The organism is Flavobacterium sp. KH_035 (assembly GCF_057839565.1).
In genome coordinates, this window is record NZ_CM174492.1 from 2,566,506 (window position 1) to 2,585,763 (window position 19,258).

At 37.1% G+C, this 19,258-nt stretch carries 1 protein-coding gene; it reads left to right on the forward strand.

Annotation, left to right across the window (positions count from 1 at the left end; translation table 11 throughout):
* Nucleotides 1-12: 12 nt before the first annotated feature.
* A complete protein-coding gene (locus tag AC3IS6_RS10690; RefSeq protein WP_489164861.1) occupies nucleotides 13-19,254 on the forward strand; it encodes a non-ribosomal peptide synthase/polyketide synthase in 19,242 nt (6,413 codons plus the stop codon).
* The last annotated feature ends 4 nt before the right edge of the window (nucleotides 19,255-19,258 follow it).

The following is a 19,258-nucleotide window of genomic DNA, read 5'->3' on the forward strand; positions in this document are numbered from 1 at the left end:
AATAAATAAAATATGGAATTTTTAAGTTTTTTTAGGAAATTAGATAAAGAAAAAATAAAACTAGTATTAATAAATGGTTCATTAAGTATTAAAGCAAATACAGAAATAGACCCTCAACTAATTTCGGAAATAAAAGATAATAAAGATCTTATTATTAAATATTTAGAAGATCTCGGTAATGAGGATGCAACTACTGAAGTGTTAGCAAAAATAATTCCTTATGTAAAGGACCGCTCAGGACGAATTCCTTTGTCTTTCAGTCAGGAGCGACTTTGGTTTTTGGATCAGTTAGAAGGCAGTGTTGCTTATCATATTCCTATTGTACTTCGACTTGAAGGAGCGTTAGATGCATCGATATTAGAACAAACGCTTCAAAGTATTGTATCACGTCACGAGGTTTTGCGTACTATTCTCTTATCAGAAGATGGTATAGGGTATCAGGAAGTCATAAGTGAAAAGGAGTGGATCCTTGATCAGGTTGAAATAAGAGATGTATCATTATTTGAAAATATCCTTCAGGATTATCTAAGAATTCCTTTTGATTTGTCAGCAGATTATAAGTTACGAGCTTGTTTGTATGATTTAGGAGATCAAAAATATATATTGGCCTGCGTGTTTCACCACATTGCCAGTGATGGCTGGTCAGAGGGTATCTTGGTAAATGAGTTTATGGAGCTTTACAGCGCGCTTCAATCGGGAAGAGCGGCTGTTTTGCCTGAGCTTTCTTTGCAATATTCAGATTATGCGATCTGGCAGCGAAAATATTTGGAAGGAGCTGTTTTGGACTCTCAGTTATCGTATTGGGAAGAGAAGTTAGAGGGAGTAGGTACTTTATCATTGCCAACAGATTATGCTCGTCCATCGATTCAAAGCACAGCAGGATCGAATGTTTCTTTAACCCTTGATAAGAATCTTAGTGATTCTTTAAATGCCTTGTGTCAGGCAGAAGGTGTTACACTATTTATGTTGATGTTGTCAGCCTTTAAGGTATTATTGTCGCGTTATAGTGGTCAGGATGATATTTGTGTAGGTACTTCTATTGCGAATCGTACTCAATCAGAGTTAGAGGGTATGATTGGTTTTTTTGTAAACATCTTGGCACTTCGCAGTGATCTGAGTGGTGATCCAAGTTTCAGGGAACTCTTAGAAAGAGTAAAAGAAACTACACTTGGGGGCTATGACCATCAGTTGGCTCCATTTGAAAAGGTAGTGGATCGAATGATTACTGCCCGTGATATGAGCATGAGTCCATTATTTCAAGTTTTATTTGTACTGCATAATACACCTGAAGAGTCAGGGAAATCAGAAAAAGATTTAGAAGGGGTTAAACTTTCAGGTTATGAATTTGACTCTGTTACTTCTAAGTCAGATTTAACATTGAATGCATCTGAAGGAGATTCAGGCCTTATATTGACTATAGAGTATTGTACAGCTTTATTTGATAAGTCCACGATTGATCGTATGCTTTTACATTACAAAGAGCTTTTGATTTCTATTTTGGGAGATATTACTCAGCCAGTAGGCACTTTGTCGATGTTGAGTGCAGAGGAGGAGGAGCAGTTATTAAATATTTTTAATGATACTGAATTAATTTATCCTGAGGATAAAACGATAGTTGATTTGTTTGAAGAACAGGTTAAAAGCACACCGGAAGCTATAGCATTGGTTTATGAAGATCAGGTTATGACGTATAAGGAACTCGATGATCGTTCGAATCAATTGGTTCATTATTTCGAATCTGTAGGTATGGTTGAAGATTCGCGAATAGGAATCTTGTTTAACAGAAGTTTCGATATGATCATTAGTATCTTGGGGGTTCTGAAATCAGGATGTACTTATGTTCCTTTAGATCCTTCATTACCTTCAAAAAGATTATCCTATATTTTAGAGGATTCGAGTGTGAATTTCCTTCTTTACAAGGAGGAATCCTTATTGTCAAATTTATCTGTTTCAGAATTTATTTTTTTCTTAGATATAGCAGAATCATTAGCTTTAGAAACGTCTAAATTATCCTACACAATAAATCCGGTTTCCGTTGCTTATATTATGTACACTTCAGGAACTACAGGTAATCCAAAAGGAGTGATGATCACGCATAATAATATTGTTAGTTTGTGTAAAAGCTGTGATTATATTTCATTAAATTCAGATACAGTCTGGTTGTCCACAGGATCTATTTCTTTTGATGCTACGACCTTAGAATTTTTTGGTACTTTATTAAATGGAGGGCAATTAATATTAGCAGATACTAGCTCATTATTAAACATCGTTAGTCTGAGAGACCTTATTATAAAACATAGCGTTACCACTATGTGGATGACGGCTTCCTGGTTTCATCAAATAGTTGAAGATGATATATGTGTTTTTGAAAATTTGACTGATTTATTAGTAGGAGGAGACGTGGTTTTGTTTGCTTATACCAATAAATTAAAAGAACATTATCCAGAGCTACATATTGTCAATGGTTATGGACCTACAGAAAACACTACTTTTTCTACGACTTACAGTATTGATGAAGTTACTTATAAGAACCTTCCTATTGGTAAACCTATTAAAAATAGTCAGGCCTATATCTTAGATTCAAAATTGGAGCTTTTACCCATTGGAGTAGTTGGAGAATTATGTGTTGGAGGATCAGGATTAGGTCGAGGTTATTTGAATCAGGAAGAATTAACCCGAGAGAAGTTTATAGAGAATCCATTTAAAGAGGGGGATATAATTTATAAGACGGGAGATTTGGCTCGTTGGCTTTCTGATGGTACTATAGAATTTATTGGCAGGAAAGATGATCAGGTTAAGATTCGTGGTTATCGAATAGAGCTTGGAGAAATCGAGAATGTATTGTCATCGATAGCAGGAATCATTCATTGTTGTGTATTGGCTAAGGAAGATACAGTTAACAGTAAACGTCTGATTGGTTATGTTGTTGTTGAAGATAAGCTGGACAGGGCTGCTTTGCAGGAACAGTTGAAATTAAGTTTACCGGAGTATATGGTTCCTATGATTTGGGTTGAGTTGGCAGAGCTGCCGTTAACGTCAAACGGAAAGCTGGATAAGAAAGCTTTGCCGGATCCTGATGGTTTAGAATTATATGTAAAAGAATATGTTGCTCCAGTCACAGATACAGAACACCAATTGGTTCAAATTTGGGAGAATTTGTTGGGAGTAGAGAAGGTTGGAGTTCATGATAACTTTTTTGAGTTGGGAGGTCATAGTCTACTGGCTACCCGATTGGTATCGATGATCCGAAAGGAATTGTCTATAGAGGTTGAAATTGCAGATGTCTTTGAATATACGACGATCGCAATGTTAAGTTCACATGTATCGGTTCAATCAAAGGGAGTATTACTGCCGGCTATTGTTGTTCAGGAAAAAGAAGATCGTACGCCATTATCTTTCAGCCAGGAACGATTGTGGTTTTTGGATCAGTTGCAGGGAAGTAGTAGTGAATATCACATTCCTACTGTTCTTCATCTGGAAGGAGCATTAGATACATTGATATTAGAGCAAACGCTTCAAAGTATTGTATCTCGTCACGAGGTTTTGCGTACTATTCTATTATCAGAAGATGGTATAGGGTATCAGGAAGTCATAAGTGAAAAGGAGTGGATCCTTGATCAGGTTGTAATAAGTGATAGATCATTATTTGAAAATATCCTTCAGGATTATCTGATGGCTCCTTTTGATTTGTCAGCAGATTATAAGTTACGAGCATGTTTGTATGATTTAGGAGATCAAAAATATATATTGGCTTGTGTGCTGCATCATATTGCCAGTGATGGCTGGTCAGGTGGTATCTTGGTAAATGAGTTCATGGAGTTTTACAGCGCGCTTCAATCGGGAAGAGCGGCTGTTTTGCCTGAGCTTTCTTTGCAATATTCAGATTATGCGATCTGGCAGCGAAAATACTTGGAAGGAGCTGTTTTGGATTCTCAGTTATCGTATTGGGAAGAGAAGTTAGAGGGAGTAGGTACTTTATCATTGCCAACAGATTATGCTCGTCCATCGATTCAAAGCACAGCAGGATCGAATGTTTCTTTAACCCTTGATAAGAATCTTAGTGATTCTTTAAATGCCTTGTGTCAGGCAGAAGGTGTTACACTATTTATGTTGATGTTGTCAGCCTTTAAGGTATTATTGTCGCGTTATAGTGGTCAGGATGATATTTGTGTTGGAACGCCTATTGCGAATCGTACCCAATCAGAGTTAGAGGGCATGATAGGCTTTTTTGTCAATACACTGGCACTTCGCAGTGATCTGAGTGGTAATCCAGACTTCAGGGAACTTTTAAAAAGAGTAAAAGAAACTACACTTGGTAGTTATGATCATCAGTTGGCTCCATTTGAGAAAGTAGTAGACCGTGTGGTTACTACCCGTGATATGAGCATGAGTCCATTGTTTCAGGTGATGTTTGTATTGCAGAATACACCGAAAGAGTCAGAGGAAGTAGAAACAGGTTTAGAAGGAATTTTACTCTCAGGTTATGAATTTGAGAATGTTACATCTCAGTTTGATTTGATATTGAATGTCTCTGAAGGTAATAATGGAATTGGATTAGATATCGTGTATTGCACAGACTTGTTTGATAGGGCTACTATTGATCGTATGATGTTGCATTACAAAGAATTATTGGTTGGTATTGTGAGTGATATCACCAGACCAATAAGTATTTTTCCGATGTTAACAGTAAATGAAGAGCACCAGTTATTGTATTCATTTAATGATACGGCAGTTGCTTATCCAAAAGATAAGACTGTAGTTGATTTGTTTGAAGAACAGGTGAAGAAGACTCCTGATGCTATAGCTGTGGTTTATGAAGGAGAAACATTAAGTTATAAGGAGTTAGATGAGAAGTCAAATCAGCTTGCAAATTATTTATTAACTACTATCTCAATTAATTCGCAGTGTTTAATTGGGGTTGTTTTAGAACGCAGTGATTGGTTAATAATATCATTTTTAGCTATATTAAAAACGGGATCTGTGTATGTTCCTATAGATCTTAATTACCCTGAGGAAAGAAAAGAATATATAAAGAAAGACAGTGGTTGTAGTATAATTATAGATGATTTATATCTGAGTTTATTCAAAGATACTATTTCCGATTATGCAGTTGCTTTACCGCGTATTGTTATAAAGTCAGATGATCTGGCTTATGTTATTTATACTTCGGGAAGTACAGGGCAACCTAAAGGAGTGATGATTGAACATAAAAGTATAATCAATACAATCTTATCTCAAATTTCTGCTTTTAGTATCACAAATATTGATAGTTCTCTTCAATTTGCTAGTCCTTCATTTGACGCTTCAATTTCTGAGATTTGTATTTCACTTTTAAGCGGGTGCCGTTTATGTATTATAAAAGAAGAAGAAAAATCTAATATAGAATTTTTTAGAAACTTTATAGTAAATAATACTATTACCATTGCAACTTTGCCTCCTGCATTTTTACAATTATTATCCGTTGAAGATTTAAAGGGGATAAAAACTTTAGTTACTGCAGGTGAGTCAATACCTTTGGCATTAGCAAAGAGATTTTCTCAGGATTATAATTACATCAATGCCTATGGTCCTACAGAAGCTAGTATCTGTTCGACAATTTTTAGAGAAGATATAAAAGATCTTATATCTATTGGTAAGCCAATAGATAATACCAGCGCCTATATCATGAACGACAGTAACCAGCTTTTACCAATTGGAGTAGTTGGAGAGTTATGTATAGGAGGGTCAGGTGTCGCTCGTGGTTATCTGAACAAAGAAGAGTTAACCCTGGAGAAGTTTATAGAAAATCCATTTAAAGAGGGAGATAGAATTTATAAGACTGGAGATTTAGCACGTTGGCTCTCGGATGGTAATCTGGAGTTTATCGGCAGAAAAGATAATCAGGTTAAAATTCGTGGTTATCGAATAGAGCTTGGTGAAATCGAGAATGTATTGTCATCGGTACGTGGAATCAGCCAGTGCTGTGTATTGGCCAAAGAGGATTCAAATGATACCAAACGTTTGGTTGGTTATGTGGTTTCAGAAGGCAAGTTAGATAAGTCTTACTTGGAGGATCAATTAAAATTAAGTTTACCTGAGTATATGGTTCCTATGATCTGGGTTGAGTTGGCAGAGATGCCGTTGACTTCAAATGGAAAGCTGGACAGGAAAGCCTTACCGGATGTTGATAGTTCTGATTTGTCCAGAAAGGAATATGTTGCTCCGCGCAGTGATACCGAAAAGCAGCTGGCAGAGATCTGGCAGAGTTTGCTTGGCTTAGAGAAGGTGGGTGTTTATGATAATTTTTTTGAGTTAGGAGGCCATAGTTTATTGGCAGTTCAGTTAATTTCCCGTTTACAGAAACTAGGTTTTCATATTGGGGTAAAAGATATTTTTTCAGGGCCAACAATAGCTTTGATTAGTGATAAGTTATCTTCATTATCGTTGGTTTATAGTGTTCCTGTTAATGGTATTAGGGTTGATAGTGATTATATTACTCCATCGATGGTTCCTTTGATTGATTTTAATCAGAGTGATCTGGATGAATTAGTTGGAATGGTTGCTGGAGGAGTTTCCAATATAGCGGATATATATCCTTTATCACCATTACAGGAAGGTATTTATTTTCATCATTTGATGAGTGATCCTAAAGCGGGAGACCCTTATGTTCTACCTAGTTTACTATCATTTCCAGACAATGATAAGCGTAATTGTTTCATTGAGGCATTGCAATTTGTAGTGAACCGTCATGATGTTTTACGCACCTGTATATTAAGTTTTGGTTTACCTCAAGCAGTTCAGGTGGTATTGCGTGAAGCTCCTTTGTCATTAGAGCATTTGGTTTTGGATAATTCCCGTGCTATTTTATCACAATTAGAGGTTCTGATAGCTCCGGGTAGTCATTGGATGGATATTTCAAAGGCACCATTATTGGAGTTGAAATCGGCTGACGATTCTGAAAATGACTGTTATTATTTGATTGTATACCAACATCATTTGATAATGGACCATGTTGGTCTGGAGAAAATTGTATCGGAGGTTATGTTGTATTTATCGGGCAACCAAGAAAGTTTAGGTGTTCCTGTTTTGTACCGTGATTTTATAGGTCATACTTTACATGCGCAATCGGAGCATGACGCAGGTTCTTATTTTAGATCTTTGTTTGAAGGAATTGAAGAGCCTACCTATCCGTTTGATTTATCAAACATCCTTGGAGATGGAAAAGGTATTAATGAGTTTCGTATAGTACTCCCGAAAGTTTTAAGTTCAGAATTGCGTGAAACGTGTTTGAGGCTGGGTATGACCCCTGCAGTATTGTTCCATGCTGCTTATGGCCTTGTAGTTGCCAGATGCAGTAATAAGGATTATGCTGTTTTTGGTTCTTTGTTTTCAGGAAGACTTCAGGGTTCTTTAGGTGCTGCAGATTCATTAGGATTGTTTATCAATACCCTTCCGGTGTTAGTTGAATTAAAAGGCAGTGTGTTGGATTATCTTGATCAGGTCAAGGTATTGTTACGGGATTTATTGTCTTATGAGCAAACTCCTTTGTCCCATATCCAGAATTGGAGTGGAATAAGCAATGATATGGCATTCTTCAGTGCATTGCTGAACTACCGTCATTCCTCACCTGTTTTATCACATGAAGATCATGCAAATGAATTTGATTCAGGGATTACATTTTATGGAGGTAAAGAACGTACCAATTATCCTTTTACCTTAAGTGTAGATGATTATGGAGATGATTTTGAATTGAAAGCTCAGATTGATGGAAGTATAGATGCTTCCCGTATTGTTATTTATATAAAAAATGCTTTGGTTGAACTTTTGGAAGGCCTGAAGAGAGAAGATCTAATTATAAATGCTTTAAATATTTTATCAAAAGAAGAAGAATACCAATTGCAGGATGTTTTTAACGACACAGCAATTGCATATTCAAAAGATAAGACACTGGTTGACTTGTTCGAAGATCAGGTTAAAAGAACCCCAGATGCTACGGCTATAGTTTTTGAGGATCAGGTTATAACTTATAAGGAACTGGATGAGCGTTCGAATCAATTGGTTCATTATTTCGAATCTGTAGGTATGGTTGAAGATTCGCGAATAGGAATCTTGTTTAACAGAAGTTTTGATATGATCATTAGTATCTTAGGGGTTCTGAAATCAGGATGTACTTATGTTCCTTTAGATCCTTCGTTACCCTCAAAAAGATTATCCTATATCTTAGAGGATTCAAATGTTAATTTTATCCTTTATAAGGAGGAATCTTTATTATCAAGTTTCCCTGTTTTGAAATATAGTCTATTAAATATAGCAGAATCTTTAAATTATGAATCTTCAAAAGTTGAGAAAGAAAGGGGTTATGATTCAGTTGCTTATATTATGTATACTTCGGGGACTACAGGAGTTCCTAAAGGAATTTCTATTAATGACGAAAATATAATTACCCTTATTAATGATCCCTTAAGTAAGATTTCTGTTAATAACTTAGATCGGGTACTTCAATGGTCTAACTATGCTTTTGACGGATCAACATATGAGATTTTTGGAAGTCTTTTAAATGGTGCTTGTCTTTATTTAATAGATAAATCTACAGCTTCAGATGCAGGAGTTTTATCTCAAGTCATCAGTAAAAATGAGTTAAGTGTTGTTTTTATTACTACAGCATTGTTTAATTCTTTAGCAGAGTATGATTTGTCCTTATTATCTAGTTTAAGATTGTTGTTATTTGGAGGAGAAAAAGTTTCAGTTTCTCCTGTTAAAAAGATTTTATCAGCATTGGGTCCAGACAAGATACTTCATGTTTATGGTCCTACCGAAACAACAGTATACGCTACCTGCTATGAGATTTGTGAGATATCTGATGATGCAGAAACGATTCCAATAGGTAAGCCTTTATCGAATACAAGTTTATATATCTTAGATTCAAAATTGGAGCTTTTACCTATTGGAGTAGTTGGAGAATTATGTGTTGGAGGATCAGGAGTAGGTCGAGGTTATTTGAATCAGGAAGAATTAACCAGAGAGAAATTTATAGAGAATCCATTTAAAGAGGGGGATATAATTTATAAGACGGGAGATTTGGCTCGTTGGCTTGCTGATGGTACTGTAGAATTTATTGGCAGAAAAGATGATCAGGTTAAGATTCGTGGTTATCGAATAGAGCTTGGTGAAATTGAGAAAGCTCTCTCATCAGTGTCAGGAATCATTCATTGTTGTGTATTGGCTAAGGAAGATACAGTTAACAGTAAACGTCTGATTGGTTATGTTGTTGTTGAAGGCAAGCTGGACAGGGCTGCTTTACAGGAACAGTTGAAATTAAGTTTACCGGAGTATATGGTTCCTATGATCTGGGTTGAGTTGGCAGAGCTGCCGTTAACGTCAAACGGAAAGCTGGATAAGAAAGCTTTGCCGGATCCTGATAGTTCAGATTTGTCTACAAAAGAATATGTTGCTCCAGGCACAGAGACAGAGCACCAATTGGTTCAAATCTGGGAGAATTTGTTGGGAATAGAGAAGGTTGGAGTTCATGATAACTTTTTTGAGCTAGGAGGTCATAGTCTACTGGCTACCCGATTGGTATCGATTATTCGTAAAGAGCTTTCCATAGAAATATCTATCAGGGAAGTCTTTGAGTATACTACTATCTCAGCTTTAGCAGTACATGTATCGGTTCAATCAGAGGGAGTGTTACTACCGACTATTGCTGTTCAGGAAAAAGAAGATCGAATTCCTTTGTCTTTCAGTCAGGAGCGACTTTGGTTTTTGGATCAGTTAGAAGGCAGTGTTGCTTATCATATTCCTATTGTACTTCGACTTGAAGGAGCGTTAGATACATCGATATTAGAACAAACGCTTCAAAGTATTGTATCACGTCACGAGGTTTTGCGTACTATTCTGTTATCAGAAGATGGTATAGGGTATCAGGAAGTCATAAGTGAAAAGGAGTGGAGCCTTGATCAGGTCGTAATAAGTGATAGATCATTATTTGAAAATATCCTTCAGGATTATCTAAGAATTCCTTTTGATTTGTCAGCAGATTATAAGTTACGAGCATGTTTGTATGATTTAGGAGATCAAAAATATATATTGGCCTGCGTGTTTCACCACATTGCCAGTGATGGCTGGTCAGGTGGTATCTTGGTAAATGAGTTTATGGAGCTTTACAGCGCGCTTCAATCGGGAAGAGCGGCTGTTTTGCCTGAGCTTTCTTTGCAATATTCAGATTATGCGATCTGGCAGCGAAAATATTTGGAAGGAGCTGTTTTGGACTCTCAGTTATCGTATTGGGAAGAGAAGTTAGAGGGAGTAGGTACTTTATCATTGCCAACAGATTATGCTCGTCCATCGATTCAAAGCACAGCAGGATCGAATGTTTCTTTAACCCTTGATAAGAATCTTAGTGATTCTTTAAATGCCTTGTGTCAGGCAGAAGGTGTTACATTATTTATGTTGATGTTGTCAGCCTTTAAGGTATTATTGTCACGTTATAGTGGTCAGGATGATATTTGTGTTGGAACGCCTATTGCGAATCGTACCCAATCAGAGTTAGAGGGCATGATAGGCTTTTTTGTCAATACACTGGCACTTCGCAGTGATCTGAGTGGTAATCCAGACTTTAGAGAACTTTTAAAAAGAGTAAAAGAAACTACACTTGGTAGTTATGATCATCAATTGGCTCCATTTGAGAAAGTAGTAGACCGTGTGGTTACTACCCGTGATATGAGCATGAGTCCATTGTTTCAGGTGATGTTTGTATTGCAGAATACACCGAAAGAGTCAGAGGAAGTAGAAACAGGTTTAGAAGGAATTTTACTCTCAGGTTATGAATTTGAGCATGTTACATCTCAGTTTGATTTGATATTGAATGTCTCTGAAGGTAATAATGGTATTGGATTAGATATCGTGTATTGCACAGACTTGTTTGATAGGGCTACTATTGATCGTATGATGTTGCATTACAAAGAATTATTGGTTGGTATTGTGAGTGATATCACCAGACCAATAAGTATTCTTCCGATGTTAACAGTAAATGAAGAGCACGAGTTATTGTATTCATTTAATGATACGGCAGTTGCTTATCCAAAAGATAAGACTGTAGTTGATTTGTTTGAAGAGCAAGTGAAGAAGACCCCTGATGCTATAGCTGTTGTTTATGAAGGAGAAGCATTAAGTTATAAGGAGTTAGATGAGAAGTCGAATCAACTGGGTCATTATTTAATAGAACAGGGTGTTGAGCCTGATACTTTGGTAGGTATTTGTTTGGAGCGTAGTCTGGAGATGCTTATAGGTATCTTGGGTATTTTAAAATCAGGGGGTGCTTATGTGCCTGTTGACCCTGATTATCCATCGGATCGTATCGGTTATATGCTAGGTGATGCCAGCATCAAACTGGTATTAAGTATGGAAGATAACCATAAGATTCTGGCAGATTATAAGGATATTGATGTTTTGTTATTGGATAAAGATTGGGAGAAGATCTCTGTTAATCCTACAACGGGTCTAAACGTTGCATTATCACCAAGTCATCTGGCTTATGTAATTTATACCTCAGGTAGTACAGGCAAGCCAAAAGGAGTAATGAATGAGCACGGTGGTATCGTAAATCGATTGTTATGGACCCAATCACATTATAAATTAAGATCTGAAGACACGATTCTTCAGAAGACATCTTTTAGTTTTGATGTTTCTGTATGGGAATTATTATGGTCTGTCACGTGTGGTTCCAGATTGGTTTTTGCCAAGGCTGAAGGTCATAGGGATGCTATTTATCTGAAAAGAATAATTGAAGAGTATAGTATCACTACAATTCATTTTGTTCCTTCGATGTTGAGTGTTTTTTTGAGTTTTATAGAACCGGGAGACTGTAGTTCTTTAGAACGTGTTTTATGTAGTGGCGAAGCTTTACAATTGGACCAGATTGTTATGTTTAAGGAGAAATTCAGTCAAGCACGTTTAGACAATTTATATGGTCCTACTGAGGCAGCGATCGATGTAAGTTCATGGGAAGTACCATTGAAAGATTCGCTTTCAGGTGTTTTAATTGGTCAGCCTGTAGACAATACGAGTTTATATGTTGTGGATGATAGTCATCAACTTTTACCAATTGGAGTAGCTGGAGAGTTATGCATTGGAGGAATTCAGGTCGCTCGTGGTTATTTGAATCAGAAAGAGTTAACCCGAGAGAAGTTTATAGAAAATCCATTTAAAGAGGGAGATAGAATTTATAAGACGGGAGATTTAGCGCGTTGGCTCCCGGATGGTACTATAGAATATATTGGCAGAAAAGATAATCAGGTTAAAATCCGTGGTTATCGAATAGAGCTTGGTGAAATCGAAAATGTATTGTCCTCGGTACGTGGAATCAGCCAGTGCTGTGTATTGGCCAAAGAGGATTCAAATGATACCAAACGTTTGGTTGGTTATGTGGTTTCAGAAGGCAAGTTAGATAAGTCTTACTTGGAGGATCAATTAAAATTAAGTTTACCCGAGTATATGGTTCCTATGATCTGGGTTGAGTTGACAGAGATGCCGTTGACTTCAAATGGAAAGCTGGACAGGAAAGCCTTACCGGATGTTGATAGTTCTGATTTGTCCAGAAAGGAATATGTTGCTCCGCGCAGTGATACCGAAAAGCAGCTGGCAGAGATCTGGCAGAGTTTGCTTGGCTTAGAGAAGGTGGGTGTTTATGATAATTTTTTTGAGTTAGGAGGCCATAGTTTATTGGCAGTTCAGTTAATTTCCCGTTTACAGAAACTAGGTTTTCATATTGGGGTAAAAGATATTTTTTCAGGGCCAACAATAGCTTTGATTAGTGATAAGTTATCTTCATTATCGTTGGTTTATAGTGTTCCTGTTAATGGTATTAGGGTTGATAGTGATTATATTACTCCATCGATGGTTCCTTTGATTGATTTTAATCAGAGTGATCTGGATGAATTAGTTGGAATGGTTGCTGGAGGAGTTTCCAATATAGCGGATATATATCCTTTATCACCATTACAGGAAGGTATTTATTTTCATCATCTGATGAGTGATCCTAAAGCGGGAGACCCTTATGTTCTACCTAGTTTACTATCATTTCCAGACAATGATAAGCGTAATTTTTTCATTGAGGCATTGCAATTTGTAGTGAACCGTCATGATGTTTTACGCACCTGTATATTAAGTTTTGGTTTACCTCAAGCAGTTCAGGTGGTATTGCGTGAAGCTCCTTTGTCATTAGAGCATTTGGTTTTGGATAATTCCCGTGCTATTTTATCACAATTAGAGGTTCTGATAGCTCCGGGTAGTCATTGGATGGATATTTCAAAGGCACCATTATTGGAGTTGAAATCGGCTGACGATTCTGAAAATGACTGTTATTATTTGATTGTATACCAACATCATTTGATAATGGACCATGTTGGTCTGGAGAAAATTGTATCGGAGGTTATGTTGTATTTATCGGGCAACCAAGAAAGTTTAGGTGTTCCTGTTTTGTACCGTGATTTTATAGGTCATACTTTACATGCGCAATCGGAGCATGACGCAGGTTCTTATTTTAGATCTTTGTTTGAAGGAATTGAAGAGCCTACCTATCCGTTTGATTTATCAAATATCCTTGGAGATGGTAAGGATATTGAAGAATCAGAAGTTTTGCTTTCAAAAGCTTTAAGTTCAGAATTGCGTGAAACGTGTTTGAGGCTGGGTATGACCCCTGCAGTATTGTTCCATGCTGCTTATGGCCTTGTAGTTGCCAGATGCAGTAATAAGGATTATGCTGTTTTTGGTTCTTTGTTTTCAGGAAGACTTCAGGGTTCTTTAGGTGCTGCAGATTCATTAGGATTGTTTATCAATACCCTTCCGGTGTTAGTTGAATTAAAAGGCAGTGTGTTGGATTATCTTGATCAGGTCAAGGTATTGTTACGGGATTTATTGTCTTATGAGCAAACTCCTTTGTCCCATATCCAGAATTGGAGTGGAATAAGCAATGATATGGCATTCTTCAGTGCATTGCTGAACTACCGTCATTCCTCACCTGTTTTATCACATGAAGATCATGCAAATGAATTTGATTCAGGGATTACAGTTCTGAGCAGTCATGAACGTACCAATTACCCTTTTACCTTAAGTGTAGATGATTATGGAGATGATTTTGGATTAAAGTCTCAGATTGATCAGAGTATTGGTTCTCAGAGGATAGTTGAGTATATGAAGGAGGCGCTTACGGAACTTCTGGAAGCAATAAAAAGCGGAGAATCAAGTGTAATGAGTCTGGTTATTTTACCAAAAGAAGAGCAGCACGAGTTATTGTATTCATTTAATGATACGGCAGTTGCTTATCCAAAAGATAAGACTGTAGTTGATTTGTTTGAAGAGCAAGTGAAGAAGACCCCTGATGCTATAGCTGTTGTTTATGAAGGAGAAGCATTAAGTTATAAGGAGTTAGATGAGAAGTCGAATCAACTGGGTCATTATTTAATAGAACAGGGTGTTGAGCCTGATACTTTGGTAGGTATTTGTTTGGAGCGTAGTCTGGAGATGCTTATAGGTATCTTGGGTATTTTAAAATCAGGGGGTGCTTATGTGCCTGTTGACCCTGATTATCCATCGGATCGTATCGGTTATATGCTAGGTGATGCCGGCATCAAACTGGTATTAAGTATGGAAGATAACCATAAGATTCTGGCAGATTATAAGGATATTGATGTTTTGTTATTGGATAAAGATTGGGAGAAGATCTCTGTTAATCCTACAACGGCTCTAAACGTTGCATTATCACCAAGTCATCTGGCTTATGTAATTTATACCTCAGGTAGTACAGGCAAGCCAAAAGGAGTAATGATTGAGCATAGTAGTTTAGTGAATTTTTTGCTAAGTATGATCAATCGTTTGGAAATGCAAGACTTAAAGAGTTTTCTTTCAGTAACAACCAATACTTTTGATATTTTTTATTTAGAGTTTTTCGCTCCTCTATTATTAGGAGCTAAAGTTATCGTTTTAAATAGCATTTCTATAAGAGATGGAGATCAGCTTCAGTCTGCTATAGCTAATCATAGCCCTGATTTTATGCAGGCAACCCCATCAACTTGGCAAATGCTTATTGATAATGGTTGGGATAATAGAGAAAATGTTACACTTTTAAGTGGAGGAGAGACAATTAAGGAATCATTAAAGGACAGTCTAACTTCTATAAGTAATAATGTTTGGAATTTGTATGGGCCTACAGAGGCTACTATTTGGATTACTGCACAAAAGTTAAATATTTTAGAAAGGGTTATTATCGGTAAAGAAATTGATAATGTACAGCTCTATATATTGGATAATTATGATAATATATTACCTTTAGGCTTAGTAGGTGAATTATGCATTGGAGGAATTCAGGTTGCTCGTGGTTATTTAAATCAGGAAGAATTAACCCGAGAGAAGTTTATAGAGAATCCATTTAAAGAGGGCGATAGAATTTATAAGACGGGAGATTTAGCACGTTGGCTCCCTGATGGTAATCTGGAGTTTATTGGCAGAAAAGATAATCAGGTTAAAATCCGTGGTTATCGAATAGAGCTTGGTGAAATCGAGAATGTATTGTCATCGGTACGTGGAATCAGCCAGTGCTGTGTATTGGCTAAAGAGGATTCAAATGATACCAAACGTTTGGTTGGTTATGTTGTTGTTGAAGGTAAGCTGGATAGGGCTGCTTTACAGGAACAGTTGAAATTAAGTCTACCGGAGTATATGGTTCCTATGATCTGGGTTGAGTTGGAAGAGATGCCACTGACCTCAAACGGAAAGCTGGACAGAAAAGCTTTACCGGATCCAAATAGTTCAGATTTGTCTACAAAAGAATATGTGGCTCCACGCACAGAGACAGAACAACAATTGGTTCAAATCTGGGAGAATTTGTTGGGAGTAGAGAAGGTTGGAGTTCATGATAACTTTTTTGAGTTAGGAGGTCATAGTCTACTGGCTACCCGATTGGTATCGATTATTCGTAAAGAGCTTTCTATAGAAATATCTATCAGGGAAGTCTTTGAATATACGACGATCGCAACGTTAAGTTCGCATGTATCATCTCAATCAGCTGGGATATTACTACCTGCAGTTATTGTAGAGAATCGTCCGCAGCAGATTCCTTTGTCTTTCAGTCAGGAGCGACTTTGGTTTTTGGATCAGTTACAGGGTAGTTTAGAATATCACATGCCTATTGCACTTCGTTTGGAAGGGGCCTTAGACGCATCGATATTAGAACAAACGCTTCAAAGTATTGTATCTCGTCATGAGGTTTTGCGTACTATTCTGTTATCAGAAGATGGTATAGGGTATCAGGAAGTCATAAGTGAAAAGGAGTGGATCCTTGATCAGGTCGTAATAAGTGATAAATCATTATTTGAAAATATCCTTCAGGATTATCTGATGACTCCTTTTGATCTGTCAGCAGATTATAAGTTACGAGCTTGTTTGTATGATTTAGGAGATCAAAAATATATATTGGCTTGTGTGATGCATCATATTGCCAGTGATGGCTGGTCAGGTGGTATCTTGGTAAATGAGTTTATGGAGCTTTACAGCGCGCTTCAATCGGGAAGAGCGGCTGTTTTGCCTGAGCTTTCTTTGCAATATTCAGATTATGCGATCTGGCAGCGAAAATATTTGGAAGGAGCTGTTTTGGACTCTCAGTTATCGTATTGGGAAGAGAAGTTAGAGGGAGTAGGTACTTTATCATTGCCAACAGATTATGCTCGTCCATCGATTCAAAGCACAGCAGGATCGAATGTTTCTTTAACCCTTGATAAGAATCTTAGTGATTCTTTAAATGCCTTGTGTCAGGCAGAAGGTGTTACACTATTTATGTTGATGTTGTCAGCCTTTAAGGTATTATTGTCGCGTTATAGTGGTCAGGATGATATTTGTGTTGGAACGCCTATTGCGAATCGTACCCAATCAGAGTTAGAGGGCATGATAGGCTTTTTTGTCAATACACTGGCACTTCGCAGTGATCTGAGTGGTAATCCAGATTTCAGAGAACTTTTAAAAAGAGTAAAAGAAACTACCCTTGGTAGTTATGATCATCAATTGGCTCCATTTGAGAAAGTAGTAGACCGTGTGGTTACTACCCGTGATATGAGCATGAGTCCATTGTTTCAGGTGATGTTCGTACTGCAGAATGCGTTAGAAAATTCGGGTAAAACAGGAAAAGGTTTGGAAGGAGTTACACTTTCAGGTTATGAGTTTGATACTTTTAATTCGAAAGTTGACCTAACGTTGACTGTTTCTGAAAATAATGACGGTATTATAGTAGGTATAGTGTATTGTACCGCTTTATTTGATAGGGCTACCATTGATCGTATGCTTTTGCACTATAAAGAATTACTACTTAGTATTGTAATTGATATCGACCAGCCAGTAGGCAGTTTGTCGATGTTGACAAAAGAGGAAGAATACCAACTATTGCATTTATTCAATGATACAACAGTTGCTTATCCAAAAGATAAAACTATAGTTGATTTGTTCGAAGAACAGGTGAAGAAGACTCCTGATGCTATAGCTGTGGTTTATGAAGGAGAAACATTAAGTTATAGGGAGTTAAACGAGAAGTCGAATCAACTGGGGCATTATCTAAGAGAACAGGGTGTTGAACCGGATACTTTGGTAGGTATTTGTCTGGAGCGTAGTCTGGAGATGCTTATAGGTATCTTGGGTATTTTAAAATCAGGGGGTGCTTATGTGCCTGTTGATCCTGATTACCCGTCGGATCGTATTGGTTATATGCTTGTTGATGCCGGTATTAAACTGGTATTAAGCAGGGAAGATAGCCATAAGATTCTGGCAGATTATAAGGATATTGCTGTTTTGTTATTGGATAAAGATTGGGCGAAGATCTCTGTTAATCCTACAACAGCACTAAACGTTGCATTATCACCAAGTCATCTGGCTTATGTAATTTATACCTCAGGAAGTACGGGTAATCCTAAAGGTGTCTTGATAAGCCATAGTAATGTTGTTCGTTTGTTTAAGAATGAATCCTATTTATTTGATTTTGGGACTAATGATGTGTGGACATTGTTTCATTCATTTTGTTTTGATTTCTCGGTATGGGAGATGTATGGTGCCCTGCTTCACGGAGGTCGATTGGTAGTTGTACCAAAAGCAGTAACAAAAGATGCTATTTCGTTTAAGGAATTATTGATAAGTGAAGGGGTAACGGTTTTAAATCAAACCCCCGGATCGTTTTATGCACTTCAACAGGAATTTCTCACGGGAGGTTTTAATCATTCGCTTCGTTATGTAATATTTGGAGGAGAAGCCTTGAATCCTATTTATTTAAAAGACTGGAAAGCGTCTTATGTTGATTGTAAAATGATTAACATGTATGGAATAACGGAGACCACGGTGCATGTTACTTATAAAGAGCTTAATGCAGAAGATATGTTAAATCCTGTTAGTATGATAGGTTCCGCTATTCCTACTTTAGGCTGTTATATTTTAGATGACAATTTAAATTTGGTACCGGTGGGAGTTATCGGAGAACTATGTGTAGGGGGAGCTGGAGTAGCCAGAGGTTATCTAAACAGGGAAGAATTAACCAGAGAAAAGTTTATAGAAAATCCTTTTGTAGCAACAGACCGATTATACCGATCAGGGGATTTAGGGCGTTGGCTTGCTGATGGAAATATAGAGTATATTGGCAGGAAAGATAACCAGGTTAAAATTCGTGGTTACCGAATAGAATTGGGAGAGATTGAGAATGTACTATCATCAATACCCGGAATCAACCAGTGTTGCGTATTGGCCAAAGCAGATGCAGGCGGTAATAAACGTCTTGTTGGCTATGTGGTTTCGGAGGGCAAGCTGGATAAGGGTGATTTGCAGCAGCAGTTAAAATTAAGTTTGCCTGAGTATATGGTCCCTATGATTTGGGTTGAATTGGAAGAGATACCGTTAACCTCAAATGGAAAGCTGGACAGAAAAGCTTTACCAGATCCTGATAGTTCAGATTTGTCTACAAAAGAATATGTTGGTCCGCGCACTGATACTGAAAAGCAACTGACAGAGATTTGGCAGAATTTGCTTGGAGTAGAGAAAGTAGGTATTTATGATAATTTCTTTGAGCTGGGAGGTCATAGTTTACTGGTAACCCGTCTGGTATCAATAATTCGCGACGAGTTGTCCGTAGAAATATCTATTAGAGAGATATTTAAATTTAGTACTGTGGATGAATTATCTTCTTATTTACATTATAAGATAATTAATTTTAATGATTCCATAGATGAGTATAGTATGAATATTGAATTGTAATTTT

Excerpts from the sequence above, each read along its gene's own strand:
- AC3IS6_RS10690 (WP_489164861.1), top strand. The coding sequence starts at position 13 with ATGGAATTTTTAAGTTTTTTTAGGAAATTAGATAAAGAAAAAATAAAA.